At 69.4% G+C, this 20,726-nt stretch carries 19 protein-coding genes; 6 read left to right on the top strand and 13 right to left on the bottom strand.

Features of this window, described 5'->3' with window-relative positions:
* The 3 genes from bioA to bioB form a co-directional block, all read right to left on the bottom strand.
* Positions 1 to 1,035 (bottom strand): adenosylmethionine--8-amino-7-oxononanoate transaminase (bioA, locus tag ACLN58_RS06700; protein WP_415854492.1); only part of this gene is annotated, 1,035 nt, incomplete at its 3' end.
* Positions 1,005 to 1,259, bottom strand: a complete 255-nt coding sequence (locus ACLN58_RS06695; protein ID WP_415854491.1) for a hypothetical protein — start codon at positions 1,257 to 1,259, stop codon at positions 1,005 to 1,007. The genes bioA and ACLN58_RS06695, both read right to left, overlap by 31 nt.
* The gene (bioB, locus tag ACLN58_RS06690; RefSeq protein ID WP_415854490.1) at positions 1,259 to 2,260 is read right to left on the bottom strand and encodes a biotin synthase BioB; all 1,002 of its coding nucleotides are present in this window, start codon (positions 2,258 to 2,260) and stop codon (positions 1,259 to 1,261) included. Before bioB ends, ACLN58_RS06695 begins: the two co-directional genes overlap by 1 nt.
* 175 nt (positions 2,261 to 2,435) lie before the next feature.
* Here bioB and ACLN58_RS06685 point away from each other — a divergent pair, with 175 nt between their 5' ends.
* Positions 2,436 to 5,105 carry a trehalase-like domain-containing protein gene (locus ACLN58_RS06685; protein ID WP_415854489.1) on the top strand — a complete coding sequence of 890 codons (2,670 nt, stop codon included), beginning with the start codon at positions 2,436 to 2,438 and terminating at the stop codon, positions 5,103 to 5,105.
* A 1-nt stretch (position 5,106) separates the two neighbouring features.
* Here the strand turns inward: ACLN58_RS06685 and ACLN58_RS06680 are convergent, their stop codons facing one another.
* Positions 5,107 to 5,775, bottom strand: a complete 669-nt coding sequence (locus ACLN58_RS06680) for a response regulator transcription factor (RefSeq protein ID WP_415854488.1) — start codon at positions 5,773 to 5,775, stop codon at positions 5,107 to 5,109.
* Between the two features lie 100 nt (positions 5,776 to 5,875).
* On the opposite strand from ACLN58_RS06680, the gene ACLN58_RS06675 reads away from it, so the two are divergent.
* Positions 5,876 to 6,514: a TetR/AcrR family transcriptional regulator gene (locus ACLN58_RS06675; protein ID WP_415854487.1), complete on the top strand. Its 639-nt coding sequence runs from the start codon at positions 5,876 to 5,878 to the stop codon at positions 6,512 to 6,514.
* Positions 6,515 to 6,531: 17 nt separating this feature from the next.
* A complete protein-coding gene (locus ACLN58_RS06670; protein ID WP_415854486.1) occupies positions 6,532 to 6,765 on the top strand; it encodes a three-helix bundle dimerization domain-containing protein in 234 nt (77 codons plus the stop codon).
* Between the two features lie 57 nt (positions 6,766 to 6,822).
* On the opposite strand, the gene ACLN58_RS06665 is transcribed toward ACLN58_RS06670, so the two are convergent.
* The 6 genes from ACLN58_RS06665 to ACLN58_RS06640 all read right to left on the bottom strand — a co-directional run bounded on the left by ACLN58_RS06665 (position 6,823) and on the right by ACLN58_RS06640 (position 13,783).
* Positions 6,823 to 8,211 carry an MFS transporter gene (locus tag ACLN58_RS06665; protein ID WP_415854485.1) on the bottom strand — a complete coding sequence of 463 codons (1,389 nt, stop codon included), beginning with the start codon at positions 8,209 to 8,211 and terminating at the stop codon, positions 6,823 to 6,825.
* Positions 8,212 to 8,381: 170 nt separating this feature from the next.
* On the bottom strand, positions 8,382 to 9,911 hold the full coding sequence (locus tag ACLN58_RS06660) for a mannitol dehydrogenase family protein (RefSeq protein ID WP_415854484.1): 1,530 nt from the start codon (positions 9,909 to 9,911) through the stop codon (positions 8,382 to 8,384).
* A gap of 2 nt (positions 9,912 to 9,913) precedes the next feature.
* A complete protein-coding gene (gene manD / locus ACLN58_RS06655; RefSeq protein WP_415854483.1) occupies positions 9,914 to 11,131 on the bottom strand; it encodes a D-mannonate dehydratase ManD in 1,218 nt (405 codons plus the stop codon).
* Positions 11,128 to 12,108 (bottom strand): 2-hydroxyacid dehydrogenase, encoded by a 981-nt coding sequence (locus ACLN58_RS06650; RefSeq protein ID WP_415854482.1) that lies wholly within the window; start codon positions 12,106 to 12,108, stop codon positions 11,128 to 11,130. Before ACLN58_RS06650 ends, manD begins: the two co-directional genes overlap by 4 nt.
* Positions 12,105 to 13,100, bottom strand: a complete 996-nt coding sequence (locus ACLN58_RS06645) for a LacI family DNA-binding transcriptional regulator (RefSeq protein WP_415854481.1) — start codon at positions 13,098 to 13,100, stop codon at positions 12,105 to 12,107. Before ACLN58_RS06645 ends, ACLN58_RS06650 begins: the two co-directional genes overlap by 4 nt.
* A gap of 83 nt (positions 13,101 to 13,183) precedes the next feature.
* On the bottom strand, positions 13,184 to 13,783 hold the full coding sequence (locus ACLN58_RS06640; protein ID WP_415854480.1) for a TetR/AcrR family transcriptional regulator: 600 nt from the start codon (positions 13,781 to 13,783) through the stop codon (positions 13,184 to 13,186).
* Positions 13,784 to 13,851: 68 nt separating this feature from the next.
* Here ACLN58_RS06640 and ACLN58_RS06635 point away from each other — a divergent pair, with 68 nt between their 5' ends.
* The 3 genes from ACLN58_RS06635 to ACLN58_RS06625 all read left to right on the top strand — a co-directional run bounded on the left by ACLN58_RS06635 (position 13,852) and on the right by ACLN58_RS06625 (position 16,164).
* Entirely contained in the window at positions 13,852 to 15,135 is a 1,284-nt protein-coding gene (locus ACLN58_RS06635) for an MFS transporter (RefSeq protein ID WP_415854479.1), read from the top strand.
* Between the two features lie 67 nt (positions 15,136 to 15,202).
* Complete coding sequence (locus ACLN58_RS06630; protein WP_415854478.1) at positions 15,203 to 15,586, top strand: UBP-type zinc finger domain-containing protein; 384 nt, start codon at positions 15,203 to 15,205, stop codon at positions 15,584 to 15,586.
* A gap of 98 nt (positions 15,587 to 15,684) precedes the next feature.
* A complete protein-coding gene (locus ACLN58_RS06625) occupies positions 15,685 to 16,164 on the top strand; it encodes a hypothetical protein (protein ID WP_415854477.1) in 480 nt (159 codons plus the stop codon).
* Positions 16,165 to 16,198: 34 nt separating this feature from the next.
* Here ACLN58_RS06625 and ACLN58_RS06620 read toward each other — a convergent pair whose 3' ends face one another.
* From ACLN58_RS06620 to ACLN58_RS06610, 3 genes are all read right to left on the bottom strand, one after another.
* Entirely contained in the window at positions 16,199 to 16,867 is a 669-nt protein-coding gene (locus tag ACLN58_RS06620) for a hypothetical protein (protein WP_415854476.1), read from the bottom strand.
* Between the two features lie 103 nt (positions 16,868 to 16,970).
* On the bottom strand, positions 16,971 to 18,575 hold the full coding sequence (locus ACLN58_RS06615; RefSeq protein WP_415854475.1) for a hypothetical protein: 1,605 nt from the start codon (positions 18,573 to 18,575) through the stop codon (positions 16,971 to 16,973).
* Positions 18,572 to 20,726 (bottom strand): family 78 glycoside hydrolase catalytic domain (locus ACLN58_RS06610; RefSeq protein ID WP_415854474.1); only part of this gene is annotated, 2,155 nt, incomplete at its 5' end. The genes ACLN58_RS06610 and ACLN58_RS06615, both read right to left, overlap by 4 nt.

Genomic DNA, 20,726 nt, shown 5'->3' with positions numbered 1-20,726 from the left:
GCTCGCTTTCGCGACGGCGCACGCGAGCGGGTTCGCCATGAACGTCGGGCCGTGGAGGAGAGCTCCGACCCCGCCTGCGGAGACGGTGCGCGCGATCTCGTCGCTGCATAGCACCGCGGCGAGAGTGAGGTACCCGCCCGTGAGGGCCTTGCCGACGCACAGGATGTCCGGGACAACGCCCGCGTGCCACGCGGCGAACAGCTCACCGGTGCGTCCGAAGCCCGTGGCGATCTCGTCGAGGATGAGCACGAGCCCGTGCCGGTCCGCGACCTCCCGGAGGATCCGTACGCACTCGGGCGGGTACACGAACATCCCGCCCGCTCCCTGCACGACGGGCTCGACGATGATGGCCGCGAGTTCGTCGGAGTGCAGTCGAGCCAGATCCTCGACCGCGTCCCGCCAGGTTTCGATGCTCTCAGCTGTCGCAGTCGCCGCGGCCGGCGGCCGTGGCGCGAAGACCTGGCGCGGGAGCAGTCCCGCGAACGCGGAGTGCATCCCGTCAACGGGGTCGCACACCGACATCGCCCCCGCAGTGTCGCCGTGGTAGCCGCCCCGGATGCTCAGGATCCGCTGCCGACGCGGCCGACCGCGAGCCGACTGGTATTGCACGGCGAGCTTGAGCGCGACCTCGACGGACACCGAGCCCGAGTCGGCCAGGAAGACCCGGGCGAGCGAGGCCCGCGACGGGTCCGCCGGAGCCATCGCGACGAGCCGCTCGGCGAGCACGACCGCGGGCTCGTGCGTGAGCCCGCCGAACATGACATGGCTGAAGCGCGAGAGCTGCCGCCCGGCGGCCTCGTCGAGCACCGGGTGCCGGTAGCCGTGGATTGCCGACCACCACGAGGACATGGCGTCGACCACCTCGTGGCGAGCCCCGCCGTCGTCCGTGAGCCGAAGCCGGACGCCGCTCGCGTCCTCGACCGCCCACAGCGGAAGCGTCGGCGAGGCGGGCGCGTAGGGGTGCCAGAGGCACGCGCGGTCGCGGTCGATGAGATTCGCCGCGCTCACGATGTCAGGCTCCCGTGCCGGGAGCATTCCGCCCGCCAGCCCAGCGGCGCCACCTGGACCTTCATGCGCCGCCCGCACGCCGCGCAGTAGCGCGGCGGCTCGAGCGAGAGCCGTTGGCAGCAGCGCTCGTGGGCATTCGATGGCAGTGCCGCGGACGACGGCGTGCTGCCGCCGGCTTCGGCGGGCTGGCGCACTGAGGGCTGGCCGCAGTGACCGCAGAACAACTCGCCCGCCCTCGCGACCTCTTTCATCACAGGGTCTTCTGCATTTCCCTGATGGGCATGTTGAGCTCGACAAGCAGGTTGAGGTCCGCCGTCGCGGGCCGGCCGAGCGTCGTGAGGTAGTTGCCCACGATCACGGCGTTGATCCCGCCGAGGAGGCCGTCGCGGGTGCCGAGGTCGCCGAGCGTCAGCTCGCGGCCGCCGGCGTACCGAAGGACGGTGCGGGGCATCGCGAGGCGGAACGCGGCGATGGCGCGGAGGGCGTCCTTGCCGTCCATGATCGGCTGGTTCTCGAGCGGAGTGCCGGGACGCGGGTTGAGGAAGTTGAGCGGGACCTCGTCCGGCTCGAGCGCGGCGAGCTGGGCGGCGAGCTCGGCGCGCTGCTCGACGGTCTCGCCCATGCCGAGGAGGGCGCCGCAGCACAGCTCCATCCCCGCGTCCTTGACCATGCGGCACGTCTCGAGCCGCTCCTCGTAGGTGTGCGTCGTGACGACCTCGGGGAAGTAGCTGCGGGCGGTCTCGAGATTGTGGTTGTAGCGGTGCACGCCCCATTCGGTGAGCTGGTCGACCTGCCGCTGCGTGAGCATGCCGAGCGAACACGCGATGTTGATGTCCACCTCGGCGTTGATCCGCTCGATCGCGAACTTGATCTGGTTCATGAGCTTGACGTCCGGGCCGCGGACGGCGGCGACGATGCAGAACTCCGTGGCTCCCGTCGCGGCGGTCTCCTTGGCGGCCTTCACAAGCTCCGGGACGTCGAGCCACACTCCACGCACGGGCGAGTCGAATAGCCCGGACTGGCTGCAGAAATGGCAGTCCTCGGGGCATCCGCCGGTCTTGATCGAGATGATCCCCTCTACCTCGACATCCTCGCCGCAGTGTTCGAGCCGGACCTCGTGCGCGAGCTGCAACGCTGCGGGGATCGCCTCGTCGGGGAGGCCGAGGACCTCGAGGATCTGGGCCTCGCTGAGGCCTTCGCCTCGTTCGAGGACTTGCTCGCGGGCGGTGTCCAGGATGGCGTACGGGGTCATGCCCTGACGGTATCCGCGGCGGCAGTGACCCATCTTGTGGGGGTCCGACAAGGAGGTGGCCGAGATCTTGAAGGCATCAGCCGACGCCTTTTACGCGGGCGCAACACCCGCGCCGTCCAGCCGAAATCCCTCCCGCCCACACTGGAGCGCAGGCGGGGCGAGCGGAGGCACACACATGGCAACACCCCTGAACCGGACGGTCTCTGAATCGGCGCTGCTCGGCGGCTCGCTGCCGTTGGGACTTCTCCGCCCGTACCTGCTGGGCGAGAACGACGGAGACGGAATCGGCCCCGGCCTCATGGCCGAGCTCAAGCTCCTGGCGAGGCAGCCCTCGCTCCTCGTCGCGTGCAACTACGGGGGCACCCTCACGCCCGTGGACGGCCAGACTACGGAGACGCTCCCGCTCGACAGCGCAGCCGTCGCGCTGCGCGCCCTCGCGGCTCTCCCGAACACCCACGCGGCCGTGATCTCGGGCCGCTCCCTGCGGGATCTCGCCGCCGTTTCTCGGCTGCCGGCCGAGATCCACCTGGTCGGCTCGCACGGCCACGAGTTCGACATGGCCTTCGCGTATACGATCCCGCAGGCCACGGAAGGCGTCCTCCAGCTCGCCGGGAACGCCTTGGTGGAGCGGCTCACGGCGAGGCTTGGCGTCGCGCAGGCGGAGCGGCTCGTGACGGAACACCGCCTCGCCTTCGAACGCAAGCCAGCGGCGTTCGCGGTGCACCGACGCGAGGCCGATCCGGGCGCTGCTGAGGTCGCGACCGCCGTCGCCCGCGAAGTCGCGGCGGCATATGGCCTGTCCTTCATCGAGGACGGGACGGTCGTGGACCTCTGCGCGCTGCCGCCGGCCAAGGGCGCCGCGCTCGACAAGCTGCGTGCCCAGCTCGGAGTGAGCGCCGCGCTGTTCGCGGGGGACGCCGCGAGCGACGAGGGAGCGCTCGGGACGCTGCGCGGGCCGGACCTTGGGCTTCACGTGGGGCCGCGGGCGACGACGGCGCGTCACCAGTTGCGCGACCCCGACGCCTTCGCCCGTTTGCTGGCGGTGCTTTTCGAGTTGCGGCGAGCGTGGCTCTTCGGCGAGGAGGCCGTCGCCCTCGAGCGGCACTCGATGTTGGGGGATGGGAGCTCGACGGCCCTCGTGACTCCGGACGGCACCATCTGCTGGCTGACGCACCCGCTGCCGGATTCCGGTTCCCTCTTCGCGCATGTCCTCGGCGGAGATCCGGCCGGGCACTTCTCCGCCGGCCCGGTCGCCGCATCGCGGCTCCTCGGCCAGCGGTACGTCGACAACACGATGATTGTGGAGACCCGCTGGGCCGACGTCGCGGTGACGGACTACCTCGAGCCCTCGCCTGAGGGCATCACCCAGCTCGTGCGGGTTCTTTCGGGCTCTGGGACCGCGCGGATCGTGTTCGCCCCACGGCCGGACTACGCGGGGGCGCCCTGCGCCATCGAGCCTCGCGGGGACGTGCTCCACGTGGTTGGAACGTCTGAGCCGATCGTCCTGCACGCGCCCGGCGTGCGCTTCGCGATCGAGAGCGACGGTCGCCACGCTTCCGCGACCGGCCAGGTGGACCTCTCCCAGGGGCCGGTCGTCCTCACACTGCGCTGCGGCGACCCGGAGGTGCACGAGCCCGATCCGGCCGCGGAGCCCGAGCGCCGCGAGGACGTCGCCCGGGCCGCTCGAGCGTGGGTCCAGCGGCTGGAGATCCCGGCGGTCAAGCCCTCGCTCGTGGTCCGGTCGGCACTGACCCTCCGCCATCTCGTCCACGAGCCGACCGGGGCGGTGCTCGCCGCGCCCACCACGTCGCTTCCGGAGGGGATCGGCGGCACGCGGAACTGGGACTACCGCTACTGCTGGCTTCGCGACGCGTCGCTCACGGTGTTGACGCTCGTCGAGCTCGGCTCCACGGAGGAGGCGGACGGCTTCCTCGCGTGGCTGGGCCGGATCCTCGCCTCGGCTCCCGGGCCCGAGTGGCTGCACCCGCTCTACTCCGTGACCGGCGCGCCGCTCTCCACTGAAGCGTCGATCGAGCACCTTCCGGGATACGCCGGCTCTCGGCCCGTTCGCATCGGCAACGCCGCTGACCACCAAGTGCAGCTCGACGTGTTCGGCCCCGTGGCGCAGCTCATCGACGCGCTGTCCGAGCGCACCGGCGAGCTGCCCGATGCCCACTGGCGGATCCTCGTCCAGATGGCTGCCGCGGTCGCGGCTCGGTGGCACGAACCGGACCACGGCATTTGGGAGGCTCGGCGCGCCCCGCGGCACCACGTCTACACGAAGACGATGTGCTGGGTCACGCTCGACCGTGCGCTCCGCGTGGCCCGCCGCCATGAGCGAAGGCCCGACGACGGCTGGGAGCCGCTCGCCGCCGTCGTCCGTTCGGAGGTGCTCGCCGAAGGGTGGGACGACGGCGCGCGAGCGTTCACGGTCGCCTACGACAGTCCCGACCTCGACGCCGCCGTGCTGCACGTGGGGCTCACCGGACTCATCAACCCGCTCGATCCCCGCTTCCTCGCGACAGTCGCCGCCGTTGAACGGGAGCTGCGCGTGGGCCCCACCGTGTTCCGCTACACGTACGACGACGGCCTGCCGGGTCTCGAGGGCGGGTTCCACTTGTGCACGGCGTGGCTCATTGAAGCGTTCCTCGCGGTGGGGCGTGTCGACGACGCCGAGGACCTCTTCGCGCGCCTCGCCGCGCTCATGGGGCCGACTGGGCTCCTCCCGGAGGAATACGATCCCGCGACGGAAACGCATCTGGGGAACCACCCGCAGGCGTATTCGCACCTGGGCTTCATCCGCTGCGCGCGCCTGCTCGACGAGGCGCACCGCGGGGCGAGCTAAATCAGACAGAGCGCTTCGGTTCCTCCGCCGGCGGAGGAATGATCCGCCGTCGATCGGGCCGGAAGCCGTGGTCGATGCCCCAGAGGATGGCGTTCGAGCGGCTGCTGACCCCGATGCGCCGGTAGCAACTGCGGATATAGGTCTTCACGGAGTTGGGGGAGAGGCTAGTGCGATCGGCGATGGCGGCGTTGCTGAGGCCCTGGGTGATGAGGGCCAGGACCTCGGATTCCCGCTGGGTGAGGCCTTCTTCTCGGCCTGGCCAGTCCCCGCCGATCGTCCTGGCCGAACCTTCGAGGAGCACGCGAGCCTGGGGATCGTCGCCGTGCAGATCCTGCAGGGCAGCGGCCAATTGGCCCGCAGTCAGGCCCTTGGACAGATACCCGCTGGCGCCGTTGGCCAGCGCTGCAGCGGCCCTGGCCGAATCGAGGTCCCACGTGTAGACGACGACCTTGCCCGAGAGAGGGTTGGAGGCCAGCTGACGGACCTCCTCGCGATCGCCTTGGGGTGCGGCGAAGGTGTCGTAGAGAGTGATGTCCACGGCTTGTGCGACGTCCTCGCTCGCGTCGAGTTCCACGACGTGCAGCACGTCGGCATAGGACCGGAGCATCGCCTGGAGTCCCCGGACCACGACTTCGTAGTCATTGACCAACGCCACCCTGATCGCACCCACGGTTCAAAACCCTATGCTCCCGCGAGGGGGAAAGCACCACCCTTTGAGGTGAAGATGCAGTGGGGAAAGCCGACTACCGTCGTCATACATGACTCCAGCGGTGACCTCTGAGGATCCTGGCGAGCGGATCCTCGCCGCGGCTTTCGAGCTTTTTGACGAGCATGGCCTGCTGGACGTCAGCGTCGAGGGCATCGTGGCGAAGGCGCAGGCCAGCAAGTCCACGTTCTATCAGCGCTTCGGCTCGAAGGAAAAGGTTGTCGTCGCCTACCTCGAGCACGGCCTCAAGAACCTCGGCGCGTTGGTCGAAACGGCCAAGGCTGATGGTGGGCTGGCAGGTGCGGAAGGGCTCCTTGCGGTTTTCGATGTCTTTGACGAGTGGTCGAGGCGGAGCGTGGTCGCGCTTTCGTCGATCCTTCGCGTGCTGAACGAGCTCGAGCCGACGGATTCTCTGCGGCTTGCCGTCGTGGAGTTCCTGGACCGCAGCAGAGCCCGTGTCGCAGCCGCGGTTGCGGAATCCGGCCTGGACAGCCCAGTCGAGTTCACCCGCTCCTTCCAGATCATTGCCCGAGGGGCGCTCGTCACCGCCGTCGAAGGGGACGCCGAGGCGGCGGCGCGGGCGCGGGTGATGGCCGGGAAGCTCATCGAAGCACACTCCCTCAAGAGCCCCTTCGACGCGGGTACGGCTGAGGTGAGCGTGCGCGGCAGTCGTCCACCGGCGGGGGTTGCGGAACACGGCTGAGTGAGGACCATTGAAGGATGCAGCAGAGTGAAGCCCAGGCTCTTGAGAGTGTGCGGTCCCGGCTCACGAAGCGTTTCCCCGAACTCGGCGAGGAAACCGTGGCCAGTGCCGTGAGCGCCGCCAGCTCCGAAATGACCGGCCCGATCAGGGACTACGTCCCGATCTTGGTCGAGCACAATGCCCGTGAGCGCCTGACCAGGCAGCAAGGGCATCGACCCGAGCCGATCGCGAGCTTGGATCGGAACGGGTAGCCGGCTCCCCTGAGAGTGCCGGCTACCCGAGCGTGGCGACGGGCACGTTCCGATCGCTCAAGCCCGACCGGCCACAGCCGGTGCCGCGCCCGCCGCGGACACGGCGCCCCGGAAGGTCGCGTCCTCTGGGTCGGTGAGGTCGCGGTTGAGCGTCTCGGGAGTCATCCGCGTGGCGATGAAGCTCGCGAGCATGGTCACGCCCATGTAGATCGCCACGGGTATCCACGAGTTGTTGAAGGCGGCGAGGAGCCCCGCGCAGATCATGGGCGCGATGCCGCCGCCGATGATCGCCGAGAATTCGCGCCCGAGCGTCACGCCCGCGTACCGGTAGCGGCTGCCGAAGACCTCGGGGAAGTAGCTCATGTGCACGCCGACCACGCCCTGGCACGCGAGCATGAAGCCGATGACGACGACGAGCAGGATCGCTACCGGATCGCCCGTGGTCAGCAGGAGGAACGCGGGCGCGGGGAACAGGACGAGGACGCCGGTGATGAGCGAGGTGACGCGCCGCCGCCCGATGCGGTCGGACAGGGTCCCGAACGCGACCGCCGCGACCCCGCCGCACAGCGAGCCGATGAAGAGCACGATCGGAATGTACTTGGGGTCGGTCTTGACCACGGTGATGAGGTACGACGCCATGAACACCTGGATGGTGTAGGACTGCGTGCTCACGCCGAGGTTCATCATGATGACCCGGAACACGTTCGCCTTGCCGTGGCGGACCACCTCGCGCAGCGGTGCCGGCGGCTCGTCGCGCTCCTGCTTGATCTCCTCGAAGACGGGGGATTCCTCGAGCTTGCGCCGCATGATCATGGCCGCGATCGTGACGAGGATGCTGGATATGAATATGAGCCGCCAGCCCCACGACATCATGTCGTGCGGGGCCATGGCCTGAGCGGCGATCCATACGAGGGCACCCAGCGCGGTGCCGGCGGCGGCGCCGACCATGATGAGCGAAGCGAGCCGGCCGCGAGTCCCGGGGGCCGCGGATTCAGTGAGCAGCGTGGCGCCTCCGGACTGCTCGGCACCGGCGCCGAAGCCCTGAAGGGCGCGGCACAGCACGAGCAGGATCGGGGCGAACAGCCCCACCTGGTCAAAGGTGGGGAGGATGCCGATCGCGAGGGTCGAGCCGCCCATGAGGAGGAGGGTGGTCACGAGCACCCACTTGCGCCCGAGCCGGTCGCCGAAGTGGGAGAAGAACACGCCGCCCACGGGACGGAACAGGAAGCCGACCGCGAACGTGCTGAAGCTCGCGAGCAGCCCGGCGGCCGGGGAGACATTCGGGAAGAACAGCTTGCTGAAGATGAGCGCCGAGGCCGTGCCGTAGATGACGAAGTCGTAGAGCTCGAGCGTGGTGCCCACGAGCCCTGCGAGGGCTGCCTTGCGCACCTTCGACTGGTCGACGGGGGAGCGGTCGACGGCGGCGTGGCCGGGTGTTGAGGTCATGTCCAGACTCCTTTGAATGGAACGACGTGCTGTGCGGTGTTGTGTGTGTGGGGTGGTGTGGTCGGGTTGTCAGGCGGACGAGTGGGATGTGTCTGGTATTCCGGACAGTTGCCAGGGTGTGGTTGCTGGGGGAGCCCTCCTCGGTGCTGGTCAGGCGGTCGGGGTGTTGGTCAGGCCGTGTGGTGATGCGCGGCGCCGGCCTCTGCAGCGGCGGCGGGCGCGCCATGGGCGCGGATGACGTCGAGGAGCTCGCCGGTGCGCTCGATGAACGCGTCCCGGCCCGCGAGCTCCTCGCCTAGCAGATGCTGCTCGCCGAGGACGCGGCGGGCCAGGTCGGCGGACGACGACGAGCGCTCGGCTGCCTGCGCGAGCGCACCGCGCGCTGGGTCCACCATGGCCCAAGCGTGGGGGCCAGGGTCGAAGCCGGGCAGCGGGGCGAGGCACGCGAGGTAGGCAGCGGCGGTGAGGGCAAGGAAATGCGGCATCCGGCCGGCGTCGAGCGCGGCGAGTGCCGGGACCGGGATCCGCTGGCGGAGCTTGAGCGAGCCGTCCGAACCGACCTGGCTCGTCCTGTGCCCGAGCGCAGTGTTGCGCCAGCGCGTGAAGAGATCCTCCTCGTACGCGTCGAGGTCGACGCCACGCGGGGCCGTCACACTGGGCCGGTATTCGTCGCGCAGCACCGCTCGCGCCGCTGCCTCGATCGGTGCCTGACGAACGGACTCCGGAATCGTCGCGGCTCCGGAGAGGGCGCCGAGATAGGCGATGAGCGAGTGCGTCCCGTTGAGGAGCCTCACCTTGAGCTCCTCGTAGCGGGAGACCTCGTCCGAGAACACGGCCCCGCCGGCTTCCCATGCGGGCCGTCCGGCGGCGAAGCGCTCCTCGAGGACCCACATACTGAACGGTTCAGCGGGCACGGGAACGTCATCGACGTAGCCCAGCCGATCGGCCACGAGCCGGCGGTAGTGGTCGGTTGTCGCGGGGACGATCCGGTCCACCATCGTCGACGGGAACGTGACCCGGTCCGCGATGAACGCAAGCAGTTCGGCGGCCTCGGCCTCCGGAAGCAGCCCGGCGAACTCCCGCACGAGCCGCTCAGTGTGGTGGCCGTTGTCCGCGAGGTTGTCGCAGCTCAGCACCGTGATCGGCTCGCCGTGGGACCGGGCCCGTGACTGCAGCCCCCGCGCGATCTGCCCGATGGGCGTCGAGGGCCGCGCCGCATCGGACACGTCGCGTCGGATCGCGGGATCGTCGACCGCGAGGTGCCCTGTGCGCGGGCTGTAGCAGTAGCCGTTCTCGGTCACGGTGAGCGAGACGATGCGGGTCCCGGAGGCCCCGATCGACGCCACCACGCGCTCGGGATCGCCGGCCGCCGTGAACGCGTCCGTATGCACGCCGGGTACCGAGAACCGCTGGCCCTCGGGCGCGATCTCGACGACCGTGTACAGGAGGTCCTGGGCGTGCATGGCGTCCGGGACCGCCGCAGACCGGTTCGCGACTCCGACGATTCCCCATTCATCTCCGCCCGCCCCAACCGCCCCTCCCGCCCTCGACGCATCGAGCGCGGCCCGGGTGTAGACGGCCTGATGCGCCCGATGGAAGTTGCCCAAGCCGAGATGGACGATCCCGGGACGCAGCCCGCCGTGGCGAGGCGCGCCGTCGTACGCTGCTGAAAGGCGCGGAAGCGCGGAACGCTCAGCCATGCTCACCAGTCCTTCATGGTGCCGTCGAGATCGCGCGCGATCGGCAGGTAGGCGGGGGAATAGGGGAAGCGCGCGGCGGCGGATTCGTCGACCTCGACGCCGAGGCCGGGCTCGTCGCCCGGGTGGAGGTAGCCGTCCTTGAACGTGTAGCTGCTGCGGAAGACCTCGGAGACGAGCGGCTCGTAGCCCATGTACTCCTGGATGCCGAAGTTCGTGGTGGCGAGGCCCACGTGGAGCGACGCGGAAAGGCTGATTGGGGAGACGTCGGACGGACCGTGCGGCGCGCCCTTGACCTGGTACACCTCCGCGAGGGCCAGGATCTTGCGGACGTGGGAGATCCCGCCCGCGTGGACCACGGCCGTGCGGATGTAGTCGATGAGCCGCTCGGTGAGAAGCGCCTCGCAGTCCCAGATCGTGTTGAATACCTCGCCGATGGCGAGCGGAACGGTGGTCTGGGCGCGGACGGCTCGCAGGAGACGCTGGTTCTCCGCGGGCGTGACGTCCTCGAGCCAGAACAGGTCGACCTCCTCGAGCGACTTCGCGAGCCGGGCCGCCTCGGTCGGGTTGAGGCGGTGGTGCACGTCGTGGAGGAGCTTGAGCTCGGGGCCCACGTGTTCGCGGACGGCCCCGAGGATCATGGGCGCGTGCCGCAGGTACGCCGAGGTGTCCCAGACCTCCTCGGCGGGGCCCCCGCCGCGGCCTGCGGGCTCGTAGCCTGCCGCGCCGCGGGTGACGCCGTAGACCTTGTCGAGTCCCGGCACCCCCGACTGGGCGCGGACCGCGCGGAAGCCCTGCTCCCGCCGTCGTTCGATGGAGTCGAGCAGCTCCGGAAGGTCCCACCCCGTCGCGTGGGTGTAGGTGAGGACCTTGTCCCGCGCCGCCCCGCCGAGGAGCTGGTACACGGGGACGCCGAGCGCCTTGCCCTTGATGTCCCACAGGGCAAGGTCGACGGCGCCGATCGCCGCCATGGTCACGGGGCCGCGGCGCCAGTACGCGCCGCGATAGAAGAACTGCCACGTGTCCTCGATGCGGTCGGCGTCGCGGCCCAGGAGCGCGGGCGCGAGGTGGTCGCGGAGGTAGCTCGCCACGGAGAGTTCGCGGCCGTTGAGTGTCGCGTCGCCCCAGCCGACGATGCCGTCGTCTGTGGTGATCTTGAGCGTGACGAAGTTGCGCGACGGGCTCGTGACGAGCACGTTGACGCCTGTGATCTTGCGGGTCATCTGGTGATCACAACGTTCTTGAGGGGTTCGTTTCGAGAGAGCCGGGTGATGTTCTCGGCGATGTCGCGGACGCGGCCGCGGAAGGTCTCGGCGGTCACGCCGGACGAATGCGGGGTGAGGATCGCGTTGTCGAGGCGGCCGAACGGAAGTCTGGACGGCTCGGATCGCCCGTCGGGGCCGGGGTACTGATACCAGACGTCGATCGCGGCGCCCGCGATCCGGCGATCGCGCAGGGCCTCGTACAGTGCCGTCTCGTCGACGACCGGGCCGCGGGCCACGTTGACCAGCAGGCCGTTGGGTCCGAGTTGGCCGAGTTCGACGGCGCCGATCACCGACGCGGTTTCCTCGCTGAGCGGGATGCTCACCACGAGGATGTCCGCGGCGGCGAGGGCTTCGCCGAGCCGTGCAGTCGGTCCGGCCCAGAGGAGGCCCTGTGCGTCAGCGTCGACCCCGCCGCTGCGGGTGATCGCGATGCCCTCGGCGCCGAACGCGCGCAGGAGGTTCCACGCGGCCTGGCCGATGTGACCGAAACCGAGGAACGCCACGGTCGAGCCGCGCAGGGTCTCCGGCTGATGGATGGACCGTGAATAGACGGACGAGGTCCACGTTCCGCGACGGAGGGCCGCGTCCTGGCCGACCAGGTTGCGGCGGAGCGCCACGAGGACCGCCGCGATGTGCTCGGCGATCGAGGACTCGTGGTGGAACGTGTTCGCGCACGCGCAGCCGTCCGGGAGGGCGCTCGCGTCGATCCCGTCGTAGCCCGCGCCGGCCACGTGGACGAGCCGGAGCTGCCCGGCCGCCGCTCCCATGGCGGCCGTGAAACGGGGGCCAACGTAGACGTCGGCATCGCCGAGGTCCTCGACGAGCGCCTGCTCCTCCCACGCGTCATGCCACGAGGTCGCCGTGCCCGCCGGCAGCAGCTCCTCGAGGAGGAGCCGGTGAGGGAGCAGGTTGCTCTCCGCGATGACGACCCTCATGCCCGGGTCCCCTGGAGGTCGCGGCCCGCGCCGCGCGCCGAGAAACTCGAGCCGCGCACAATGAGCTGCGAACCGAGATGCACGGACTCTGACGGCGTGGCCTTGCCTGAGAGCTCCTTCAGCAGCAGGTCGAGCGCGAGCGTGCCGCTGCCTTCAATGGCGACGCGCACGGAGGTGAGGCCGGGTTCGGCGGCCGCGGCGATGTCGAGGTCGTCGATGCCGACCACGCTCAGGTCCTCCGGGCAGTGATAGCCGAGGGTTCGGGCACCCGCGAGGAGCCCCACCGCTACGAGGTCGTTGTACGCGATGACGGCGGTGGCGCCACTGGCGACGACCGAAGCGGCGGCGGCCAGGCCGCCGTCGACCGTTGCGTTCTGGTTCCCGACGGTGACGAGCTCAACGCCCCATTCCTCGCAGCGGCGCGTCACTGCGTCCAGGCGCTGGCGGTTGGCCCACGACGACGCCGGCCCCGGTACGTAGGCGAAGCGGCGATGGCCAAGCGCGAAGAGATGCTCGACGGCCTGGCGGAGCCCCGCGTCGGCGTCCATGAGCACGCTCGTGGCGCCTTCGGCCTCGCCGTTGATCACGATGAGAGGGGTCTGGCCCACGAGCTCGCGGATCTCCCCGGCGGGCAGACGCGGCGAGCACAGGATGAGGCCGTCGACAGAGGCTGCGAGGGAGGAGAGGTGCTCGCGTTCTCTGTCGACCGATTCGGCGGTGTCGGCGAGGACCATGCGGTGGTGGCCCGGCCACGCTCGCTCCTGCAAGGCCTTCAAGAGGACCGCGAAGACGGCGTTCGAGACATCGGGAACGATCACCCCAAAGGTCCGGCTTCCGGTCGGGGCCGACGCCGCGTAGCCCAGCGCCTCGGCCGCCGAGATCACCCTCTGCCGGGTTTCCGCGGCGAGTCGGCCTGGATCGCTGAAGGCGCGGGACGCCGTCGCGAGCGAAACGCCAGCCAGTCTCGCAACGTCGGTGAGTGTCGCAGTCATCACTACTCCTTGACCGATACGGATCTCCTGAAGCGAGTATGGAATGGCTTGCGCAAGCTTGTCAACGGTTTTCCATGGGTCTTTCAGAGCTGCTTGGCGTAGTGGACCCAACCCGCGTCGAGCACGCGGAACGCGGCGTCGAGCACGGGGATCGGGTCGGGGCTGCCCAGCACGAGCAGCTGGATCTGGATGACGAAGCGGGCGTAGGCACGGATCTCGGCGCTCGGCTCGGCGAGGCCGAATTCGCCCCCGATGGCGGCCGCCAGGGCGTCCTCGTGCCGCACCCACATGCGCTGCGCGTAGTCGGCGAGTGCGGGTGTCTCGTCGATGAACGTCATGAAGCGGCGCACCGTCTCGTCGTCGTGCTCGGGTGCTGTGTTCGCGAGCTCGGAGGCGAAGTAGTCGCGCAGCGCCCGCGTGATCGTGGTGCCCGTGGGCCGGTCGCGGACGGCGGCGACGAGTTGCTCGCGCTGGTCGTCGTCCTCGTCGAAGACGAGCGCCTCCTTCTGGGGGAAGTGGGCGAAGACGGTCGTCGGGGAGACGTCCGCTTTCTCCGCGATCTCGCGGATGCTCACTTTGTCGAAGCCGCGCTCGAGGAAGAGTGCGGTCGCGGCGTCGGAGATCGCCTTGCGGGTTGCGGCCTTCTTCCGCTCCCGCCGGCCCATCGTGTCAGCGTCAGTCATGTCTCCACTCTACTGGATCGACTCAAAAACTGAATTGACATCAAAACTGGTATTGATACAGTTATGGCATGACTTCAGCTGACACGACCGCCTCTCGCGAGGCCACGATCCAGCCGCGCAGCCCGCGTCGCGCCTGGATCATGCTCATCGTCTTGACGATGCTCACCACCGCGGGAATGACGATCGTCCTGCCGATCCTGCCGTTCGTGGTGCTTCGCTACGTGCCCGGCGGGGGGAGCCTCGCGCTGTGGGTCGGCGTCCTCGAGACGGTCAACGCTGGGTGTGCCTTCCTTGTGGCCCCGCTGCTGGGGCGAGTGTCGGACCGCTTCGGCCGCCGGCCGGTCATCATCGTGGCCGCCTTCGGTGCCGCGCTCGGATACCTGCTCTTCGGCGTTGGCGGGTCGATCTGGGTCCTCTTGCTGGGCCGCGTCGTCCAGGGCACCACCGCGGGCGACCTGCCAGCGCTCTTCGCCTACCTCGCTGACATCACGCCGCCCGAGCAGCGCGCGAAGCGGTTCGGCCTGCTCGGCGCCCTCTCGGGCATCGGCACTATGGTCGGTCCGGCACTCGGCGGCCTGCTCGCGGCGGTGAACCTCGATCTGCCGGTGTTCGTGACGGCGGGCGTCGCGGCGCTCATCGCGACCCTCAGCATCTTCGTCCTGCCCGAGAGCCTCGCCCCCGAGAACCGCACGTCGAAGCTCGAGCTGCGCTCGCTCCATCCGTTCGCGGTCTTCAAGGACGCCTTCGGGCGGAAGGAGCTTCGCGGACTGCTTCTTGGCTTCGCCCTGGTGACGATCCCGTTTGCGTTCTTCGTCAACAACTTCAGCGTCCTCGCGCTCGACCAGATCAGCTGGGACGCCACCGAGGTGGGCCTGCTCACGGCCTCTGTCGGCATCATCGACATCATCATTCAGGGAGCGCTCCTCGGCCTCCTTCTGCCCCGCATCGGCGAGCGCGGCGTGATTGTCTCTGGCGTCGTGGCGCAGGCCTTCGGATGCTTCGCTCTCGCGGTCGTCGGATCGCTGCTCGCGCAGCCGTGGCTGTTCATCGTCGGCACGCTCGTCCTCGCCGCCGGCCAGGGCGCGGCGACCGCCTCGATGGACGGCGTCATGTCGAACTCGGTGGGCGACGACGAACAGGGCTGGCTCGCCGGCATGACGCAGTCGCTCAACTCGGCTATCGGCATGGTCGCCCCGCTCGTGGCCGGCGCGCTCTACGCGGGGGTGGCCCACTCGGCGCCGTACTGGTTGGGCTTCGCGATGATGCTGGCGGCGGCAGCCGTGCTCGCCCGTGCGAGGTTCGCGAGCCCCTCGAGGCGAGGCACGCACTTGGAGGCGCTCCCTGCGGCGTGAGGCGATCGTCAGCTGGTGTTTCGCGGAGCCGCCCGAGGCCCTTGTGCGGGCGGCATAGAGTTGGTCCATGGCTGAGCGGAGCGCGGATCCTTCGGACATCACCGGCCTGGGGTCCGAGGACTTTCCTGGGCCGTCGGGCGTGGGCTGCTTCGATTGCGATGAGGGAGGCGGCTGGTGGTTCCACCTGCGGCGCTGCGTCGACTGCGGGCACATCGGGTGCTGCGATGATTCCCTCGCGCAACATGCCCGCCGCCATTTCGAGGGCACCGGGCACCGGTTCATCCAGACCTTCGAGCCGGGCGAGGACTGGTTCTGGGACTATCTCGCTGAGCGGCCTGTGAGGGGACCGCTGCTCCCTCCGCCGCGGCACCATCCGGACACGCAGCCGGCGCCCGGCCCGGCAGGCCGCGTCCCCGCCGACTGGCGTAGGCAACTCGCCGAGGCGAGGTAGCGACACCCACTCGCGGGAGGTACTACGCCTCTGCCGCGAATGGGGTCCATGCTCGTACCATGAGTGCAATTACGCACCTTGCGACGAGGGGATAACGCATGGCGCAACCGGCGGGCGCATTTCTCTCCGACGACTGGTGCTACTCCGAGATTCGGTGGGCCAGCCAGGAGCTCTACTTCTTCGACGACGTCTTCGCGCGCCCGCTGAACCCCCACCCGCTCAGCGGCACCGTCATCGAAGCGGTCACGGCAGCGCGGGGGACCGCGCTCGTCGTGTGGCGCGGCCCCCGCAACCGCCTCGGACCAGCGACCCCGGTGGACGAGATGTGGGCGCTCATCGACAGCCCTGACCGTGCACCGGGCATCCCGCGGGTGCCGCAGGCGGTTGACCCCGACGCGGCAGGATGCGGCGTCCTGCTCCCCGGCGAGCCGACCAACGGGATCGTGGGCCGCGGCATTCACGCCCTCGTGACCATCCTCGAGAACGCCGGGCCCGTGCTTGCGGGGCTGCTGGGCGCGGAACGCGACCGCGCCTACCTTCGGGTCAACGCCGCGATCATCCGCGGCATGCGCGCCTAGCCCTGAGACCAGGCCCTACCCAGACCTGAAACTCCTACTTGAGGCTCAGCACCTCGTCGATCGGGCGTCCATTGACGAAGACCGCCGCACGGGTGGCCCCCGCGGCCGTCATTGCCGTGAATTCGAGCTGCGCCTTGGCCCGGGGTATGTCGCACTCGCCAGCCAGCATGAACTGTCCGGTGAGGTAGATGGTGATGGTGGTGCCGTCGAAGCTGCCTCCGACGTAGGCCAGCGTCGATTGGGAGAGGACGTTCACGAGGCCTGACATGCCGACGGACCGGCTCTTGTTGTCCAACAGGGTCCGGATGCTGGGCCCGACCTGGTCGGTGAACCGGACGGGCGCGGTGTGCGTAGCGACGAGGCTGTCGCCGCAGCCGATCATGGGACCCGAGGCGCCGTTGTCGCCCACGGCGACGTAGTAGATCGTCAGCGGCGCGAGTTGTTCGGGCAGGCCCGTGGACGACGGTGCCGCCGTCGTGGAGGGCGCGGGGGAGGTCGGCGTCGGGCTTGGTGTGGTGGACGACGGCGGAGCGGTCGCCGGAGGGGTCGGGGCTGCGGTCGGCGACGGGCTCTGAGTCGTTGCGGGCGAGGGGGATGAGGAACTCGCGCCGGGAGACGCTGCCGGAGGGCCGAAGCAGCCCGAGAGCGCGAGCGCGATCGCGAGGCTGAAGACCATGGATGCGGGACGCTGGAGTCTGCCCATGAGGGCCCCCTTGGAGCGGGTCCCCGCGACGCGGGGGACTGCTTCAACGGTACGTCCTGGACCTCGGGTTTATTCCGGAACAACCACGCGTCGCTCCCCTCCTCTACTCAACGAGATCCTCGATGTTCATCCGGGTATCGCCATACCGCGCGAAGCCGTGGCTCTTGGGCAGACCGTCGGCGGCCGGACCGAAGAGCAGCCGCGTTCCCTCCTGGACGCTGGACCACGTAGCGCGAAGCCGCATCTCGCCTGACTGCTCGCCTGTCAGCTCGAGGTCGGCGCGATAGACCGTGTCGCTCGTGAACGAACTGGCCGTCTGCTCGTAGCCGTTGTAGAAGGATCGGCCGTCGTCGCTGTAGCCCACATAAGTGGTTGTGGCGGAGGCAGCGCGCCCCCGGGCGAGGTCGCCAGGCCGCCGTTCGAACTCGATGTACCCGGAGTGTTGGCCGGCGATCCGGCCCGAGCGAACCCTCTCGGCCGGCTGCCGCAGCGTTTGCTCCGCTGTCGCTCCGGTGATGCCGTAGGGAACCGTTCGCGGCGTCGGTTGGGCGGTCACAGGCCCGGACGGCTCGTGGTCGAGGAGGTGGGCGGTCCGGAGGCGCATCTGGCGATACGCCCCAGCGCGCTCGCTGCCTCGGAGCATTTCCAGCCACATGGCTTTCTTGCCCGATGGATGCCAAGACATCGGGGAGCAATAGACCCAGGAATCGTCCGGGCTATTGAGCGGCACGCCGTCATAGCCGGGCTCGTTCATCGAGCGTTCGATGTCGATTAAGACGGGACCGACGTTGCCCTCTCGGAAGCTGCGTACCCCGGAGACGGTGTACTGATAGACGGCCCATGCCAGATTCATCCCCGAGAGGAGGGCATGCGGCCGCGGGACCATCCCGAGGATCGCGGGATCGGTGCGCTTCGAGGCGCGTGAGGTCATCACGAGGCCGAGGCGCTCGTCCGGCGAGAAAATTGTCGTCTCGTCGTAACCCGGGGTTCGGGTGATCTGGACCATCTCTTCCGTCGCCAGGTCCTGGACGACGGAATCGGGCAAGAAGCCACCTTTTCCGCCAGCCGACGAGATCGCCGCCCCGCCCCGTACAAACTGCTTGACCTCGCCGCCCCGCACGGGCAGCGGAACGAAATAGCCCTCCCGGTCAGGGTCGTGCGCGAGCTCGTCGGGGCTGCTGATGATCACCGGGTCCTCGATGATGTAGCGGTCCTCGGTGCGCCGCAGCCGTCCCACGGCTACGGCCGCACCCATGTCGTTCCGCAGGATGGTCCATGCGATGTGCTCGTTGTCGGGGGAGACGATGATCTCCGACCAGTGATGAGTGGTCAGCGGGTCCTCTTCGAGCCCCCAGGGGTACTCGACCGCCACAAGTTCGGCGTTCGTGCAGGTGTCGATGTCGGGGCTGCACTCGAGGACGTAGTCGCCCAGGAGCAGGCGCCGGTTGTCCGCGAATGGCATGTGGCGGATGCCGTTCGCCTTGGCGTGCTGGGGGATCTGGCCGGAGAAGATGTTCGTGAAGTCGGTGCCGTCGTCGTCGACCACCGCCGCGTGGTACCAATCCTCGCCGTAGGGGTCTTGGTCCGAGCGATACAGCACGAACACCTTGCCGGAGTAGGTGTAGGTGGCGCTGGCGTCGCACAAGTTGTCGGGGAGCGGGACGTCGGAGACGTCGATTCGGCCGAAGTCGTCGCTGGTGATCTTCATCGTGAACGCTCAATTCTCGTGATGGGGTTGGGTATCGGGGCGGGGCAGGAAGCGAGGTGGCGACCGGGCCCGTAGGGCGTTGTCGTTTCGTCTGGCATCGTGACGTGGGCCGTGCTCCCGGGCGGGACCGTGAAGTCGAGGCGGAAGACGCCGTCGTCAATGACCCACGAAACCGCAATGTCGCCGCGGGGCGAGATGAAGCGAAAGCTCGCCGAGGTGACGCCGCCGCCGAGGAGGGGCCGGATCTCGAAGCGCGCCCAACCGACCGAATCGGGTGCCTGGCGGAGGCCCACGAGGTATTCGTGGAGGAAGCGGACGACCGCGCCCTTGCTGTAGTGGTTGAGCGATGCGTGGGCGTTGCCGTTCTCGTCGACTCCGTCCCAGTCCTCCCAGATGGTCGTGGCGCCGCGGTCGAGCATCCCCAGCCACGACGGAGTGCCGCGGCGGAAGAGGAGACGGTAGGCGAGGTCGGCGTGCCCGTTCTCCGCGAGGACGGGAAGCAGCAGGCCGCTTGAGAGAAAGCCGGTGCCGACGCGGTCGTCGGCGTCGTGGATGAGCGCTACGAGGCGCGCGACTGCGGCCTCCCGGAGCGGCTCGGGGATGAGGTCGAAGGCCAGTGCCCTGACGTAGGCGGCTTGCGTGTCGTCGTGGGTGCGGCCGTCGGGGGCAAGGAATTCGGTGCGCCACGCGTTCTTGATCGCTCCGGCGAGGTCCCGGTATCGGCCCGCCTCGTCGTCGCGTCCTAGGACCGAGGCGATGCGCGCGAGCGTCGACGTGGAATGGTAGAGGAAGGCGGTGCCGACCTCGCCGCGGTCGGCGCTCATGTAGGTGTAGGGGTCGTCGGCCATGGGGTCGATGAGGCTTCCATCCGGCCGCCGCTTCTTGGGCTCGCACCATTCGCCGTAGTGGAACGGGGCGTCCCAGATGAAGCACTCGTGGGGGAGCGCGGCCTCGGGGCGGGCCGCACGTGCGGGATGCCGCTGCGAGGCGGCGAGCTGGAGCGCGTAGTCGACCCACCGGGTCGCGGAATCCCAGCTCTCGGCCAGGGCCTGCCGATCCCCGTATGCCTCGTACATCGCCCACGGGACGAGTACGGTCGCGTCTCCCCAGCCTGCCGAGCCCCCCATGACCCGGGACGGGTTCGCGGGGTGCCGCTTGATGCGGGCCGAGTCCGGGGAGAAGGCGGCCGGGAGGCCGTCGTCGCACTGGTCGTCTCGGACGGACTGGAGCCACTTGCGGGAGAAGCCGCTGACGTCGTAGAGCATGGCCGCGACGGGCGCGAAGACCTGGTAGTCGCCGGTCCAGCCGGCGCGCTCGCGGGTGGGGCAGTCGGTGGGGACGTCGACGATGTTGCCGCGGAAGCTCCACGCCGCGGCGTCGTGCAGGCGTTCGAGATCGGGCGAGCTGCAGCGGAACCATCCGCTGCGCTCGAGGTCCGAATGGACGACGACGACCGTGAAGTCATCGGCGGAGAGCTCGCGGCCGGGGTGGGAGATACGCACGTAGCGGAACCCATGGACCGTGTGCCGGGGCTCGAACACGTCACCGTGTGTGCCGGCGATGACCCGGTCGGTCTGGTGGAACTCGAGCTTCCGGCCGTCGTTGGCAGTCATGTCGAGGTGGGCGGTGGTCAGGTTGCCGGCTGCGTCGAGGTGCTCGCCGAATTCGAGAACCGTCTCGGTGCCGGGCGCGCCGAGGTCCGTGAGTCGAACCCAGCCGGACAGGTTCTGACCGGCGTCGAGGATCGACACGCCGTCGCGCAGCGTGGTCAGGGAGAGCGGCTTGCGTTCCTCGACGCGCCGCACGGGTGCGGCGGGGGAGCGTGTGGGGGCCGGCGGCGAGACGATGCCGACGCGGACCGGTGCGGGCTCGGCGCGGTCGGGGTCGATGCGGAAGTCGCTTGTCTGGCCGCCCATGAGGTCGGCCCTCACGATGGGGCTGGGCAGCGTGACCCAGTCGCCGCCGGTGCCGACGGTCATCCGCTCCCCGGGTGCGAGGTCGATCTCGAGCTGGGCGAGCGCCGCCGTCGTCTCGCCCCAGACGTTCCTGCGCTGGGCGCCGCTGTTCCGCCCGCGGTACCACCCGTCGGAGAGGACCACGTCGATCTGGTTCCGGCCCGACGTCAGGTGCGCTCCGACGTCGTACTTCTGG

This window comes from Sinomonas sp. G460-2 (assembly GCF_047759905.1).
In the GTDB taxonomy this organism is placed as follows: domain Bacteria; phylum Actinomycetota; class Actinomycetes; order Actinomycetales; family Micrococcaceae; genus Sinomonas.
The sequence above is the reverse complement of the archived record's forward strand: the minus strand, read 5'-3'. Positions and strand labels throughout refer to the sequence as shown.

What these genes read in the sequence shown, in the direction of transcription:
- ACLN58_RS06645 (WP_415854481.1), bottom strand. Translation starts at nt 13,100, where the DNA reads ATGACTGCGACACTCACCGACGTTGCGAGACTGGCTGGCGTTTCGCTC.
- manD (WP_415854483.1), bottom strand. Translation starts at nt 11,131, where the DNA reads ATGACCCGCAAGATCACAGGCGTCAACGTGCTCGTCACGAGCCCGTCG.
- ACLN58_RS06660 (WP_415854484.1), bottom strand. Translation starts at nt 9,911, where the DNA reads ATGGCTGAGCGTTCCGCGCTTCCGCGCCTTTCAGCAGCGTACGACGGC.
- ACLN58_RS06685 (WP_415854489.1), top strand. Translation starts at nt 2,436, where the DNA reads ATGGCAACACCCCTGAACCGGACGGTCTCTGAATCGGCGCTGCTCGGC.
- ACLN58_RS06630 (WP_415854478.1), top strand. Translation starts at nt 15,203, where the DNA reads ATGGCTGAGCGGAGCGCGGATCCTTCGGACATCACCGGCCTGGGGTCC.
- ACLN58_RS06650 (WP_415854482.1), bottom strand. Translation starts at nt 12,108, where the DNA reads ATGAGGGTCGTCATCGCGGAGAGCAACCTGCTCCCTCACCGGCTCCTC.
- ACLN58_RS06695 (WP_415854491.1), bottom strand. Translation starts at nt 1,259, where the DNA reads ATGAAAGAGGTCGCGAGGGCGGGCGAGTTGTTCTGCGGTCACTGCGGC.
- ACLN58_RS06615 (WP_415854475.1), bottom strand. Translation starts at nt 18,575, where the DNA reads ATGAAGATCACCAGCGACGACTTCGGCCGAATCGACGTCTCCGACGTC.
- ACLN58_RS06665 (WP_415854485.1), bottom strand. Translation starts at nt 8,211, where the DNA reads ATGACCTCAACACCCGGCCACGCCGCCGTCGACCGCTCCCCCGTCGAC.
- bioB (WP_415854490.1), bottom strand. Translation starts at nt 2,260, where the DNA reads ATGACCCCGTACGCCATCCTGGACACCGCCCGCGAGCAAGTCCTCGAA.
- ACLN58_RS06635 (WP_415854479.1), top strand. Translation starts at nt 13,852, where the DNA reads ATGACTTCAGCTGACACGACCGCCTCTCGCGAGGCCACGATCCAGCCG.
- ACLN58_RS06640 (WP_415854480.1), bottom strand. Translation starts at nt 13,783, where the DNA reads ATGACTGACGCTGACACGATGGGCCGGCGGGAGCGGAAGAAGGCCGCA.
- ACLN58_RS06625 (WP_415854477.1), top strand. Translation starts at nt 15,685, where the DNA reads ATGGCGCAACCGGCGGGCGCATTTCTCTCCGACGACTGGTGCTACTCC.
- ACLN58_RS06620 (WP_415854476.1), bottom strand. Translation starts at nt 16,867, where the DNA reads ATGGGCAGACTCCAGCGTCCCGCATCCATGGTCTTCAGCCTCGCGATC.
- ACLN58_RS06670 (WP_415854486.1), top strand. Translation starts at nt 6,532, where the DNA reads ATGCAGCAGAGTGAAGCCCAGGCTCTTGAGAGTGTGCGGTCCCGGCTC.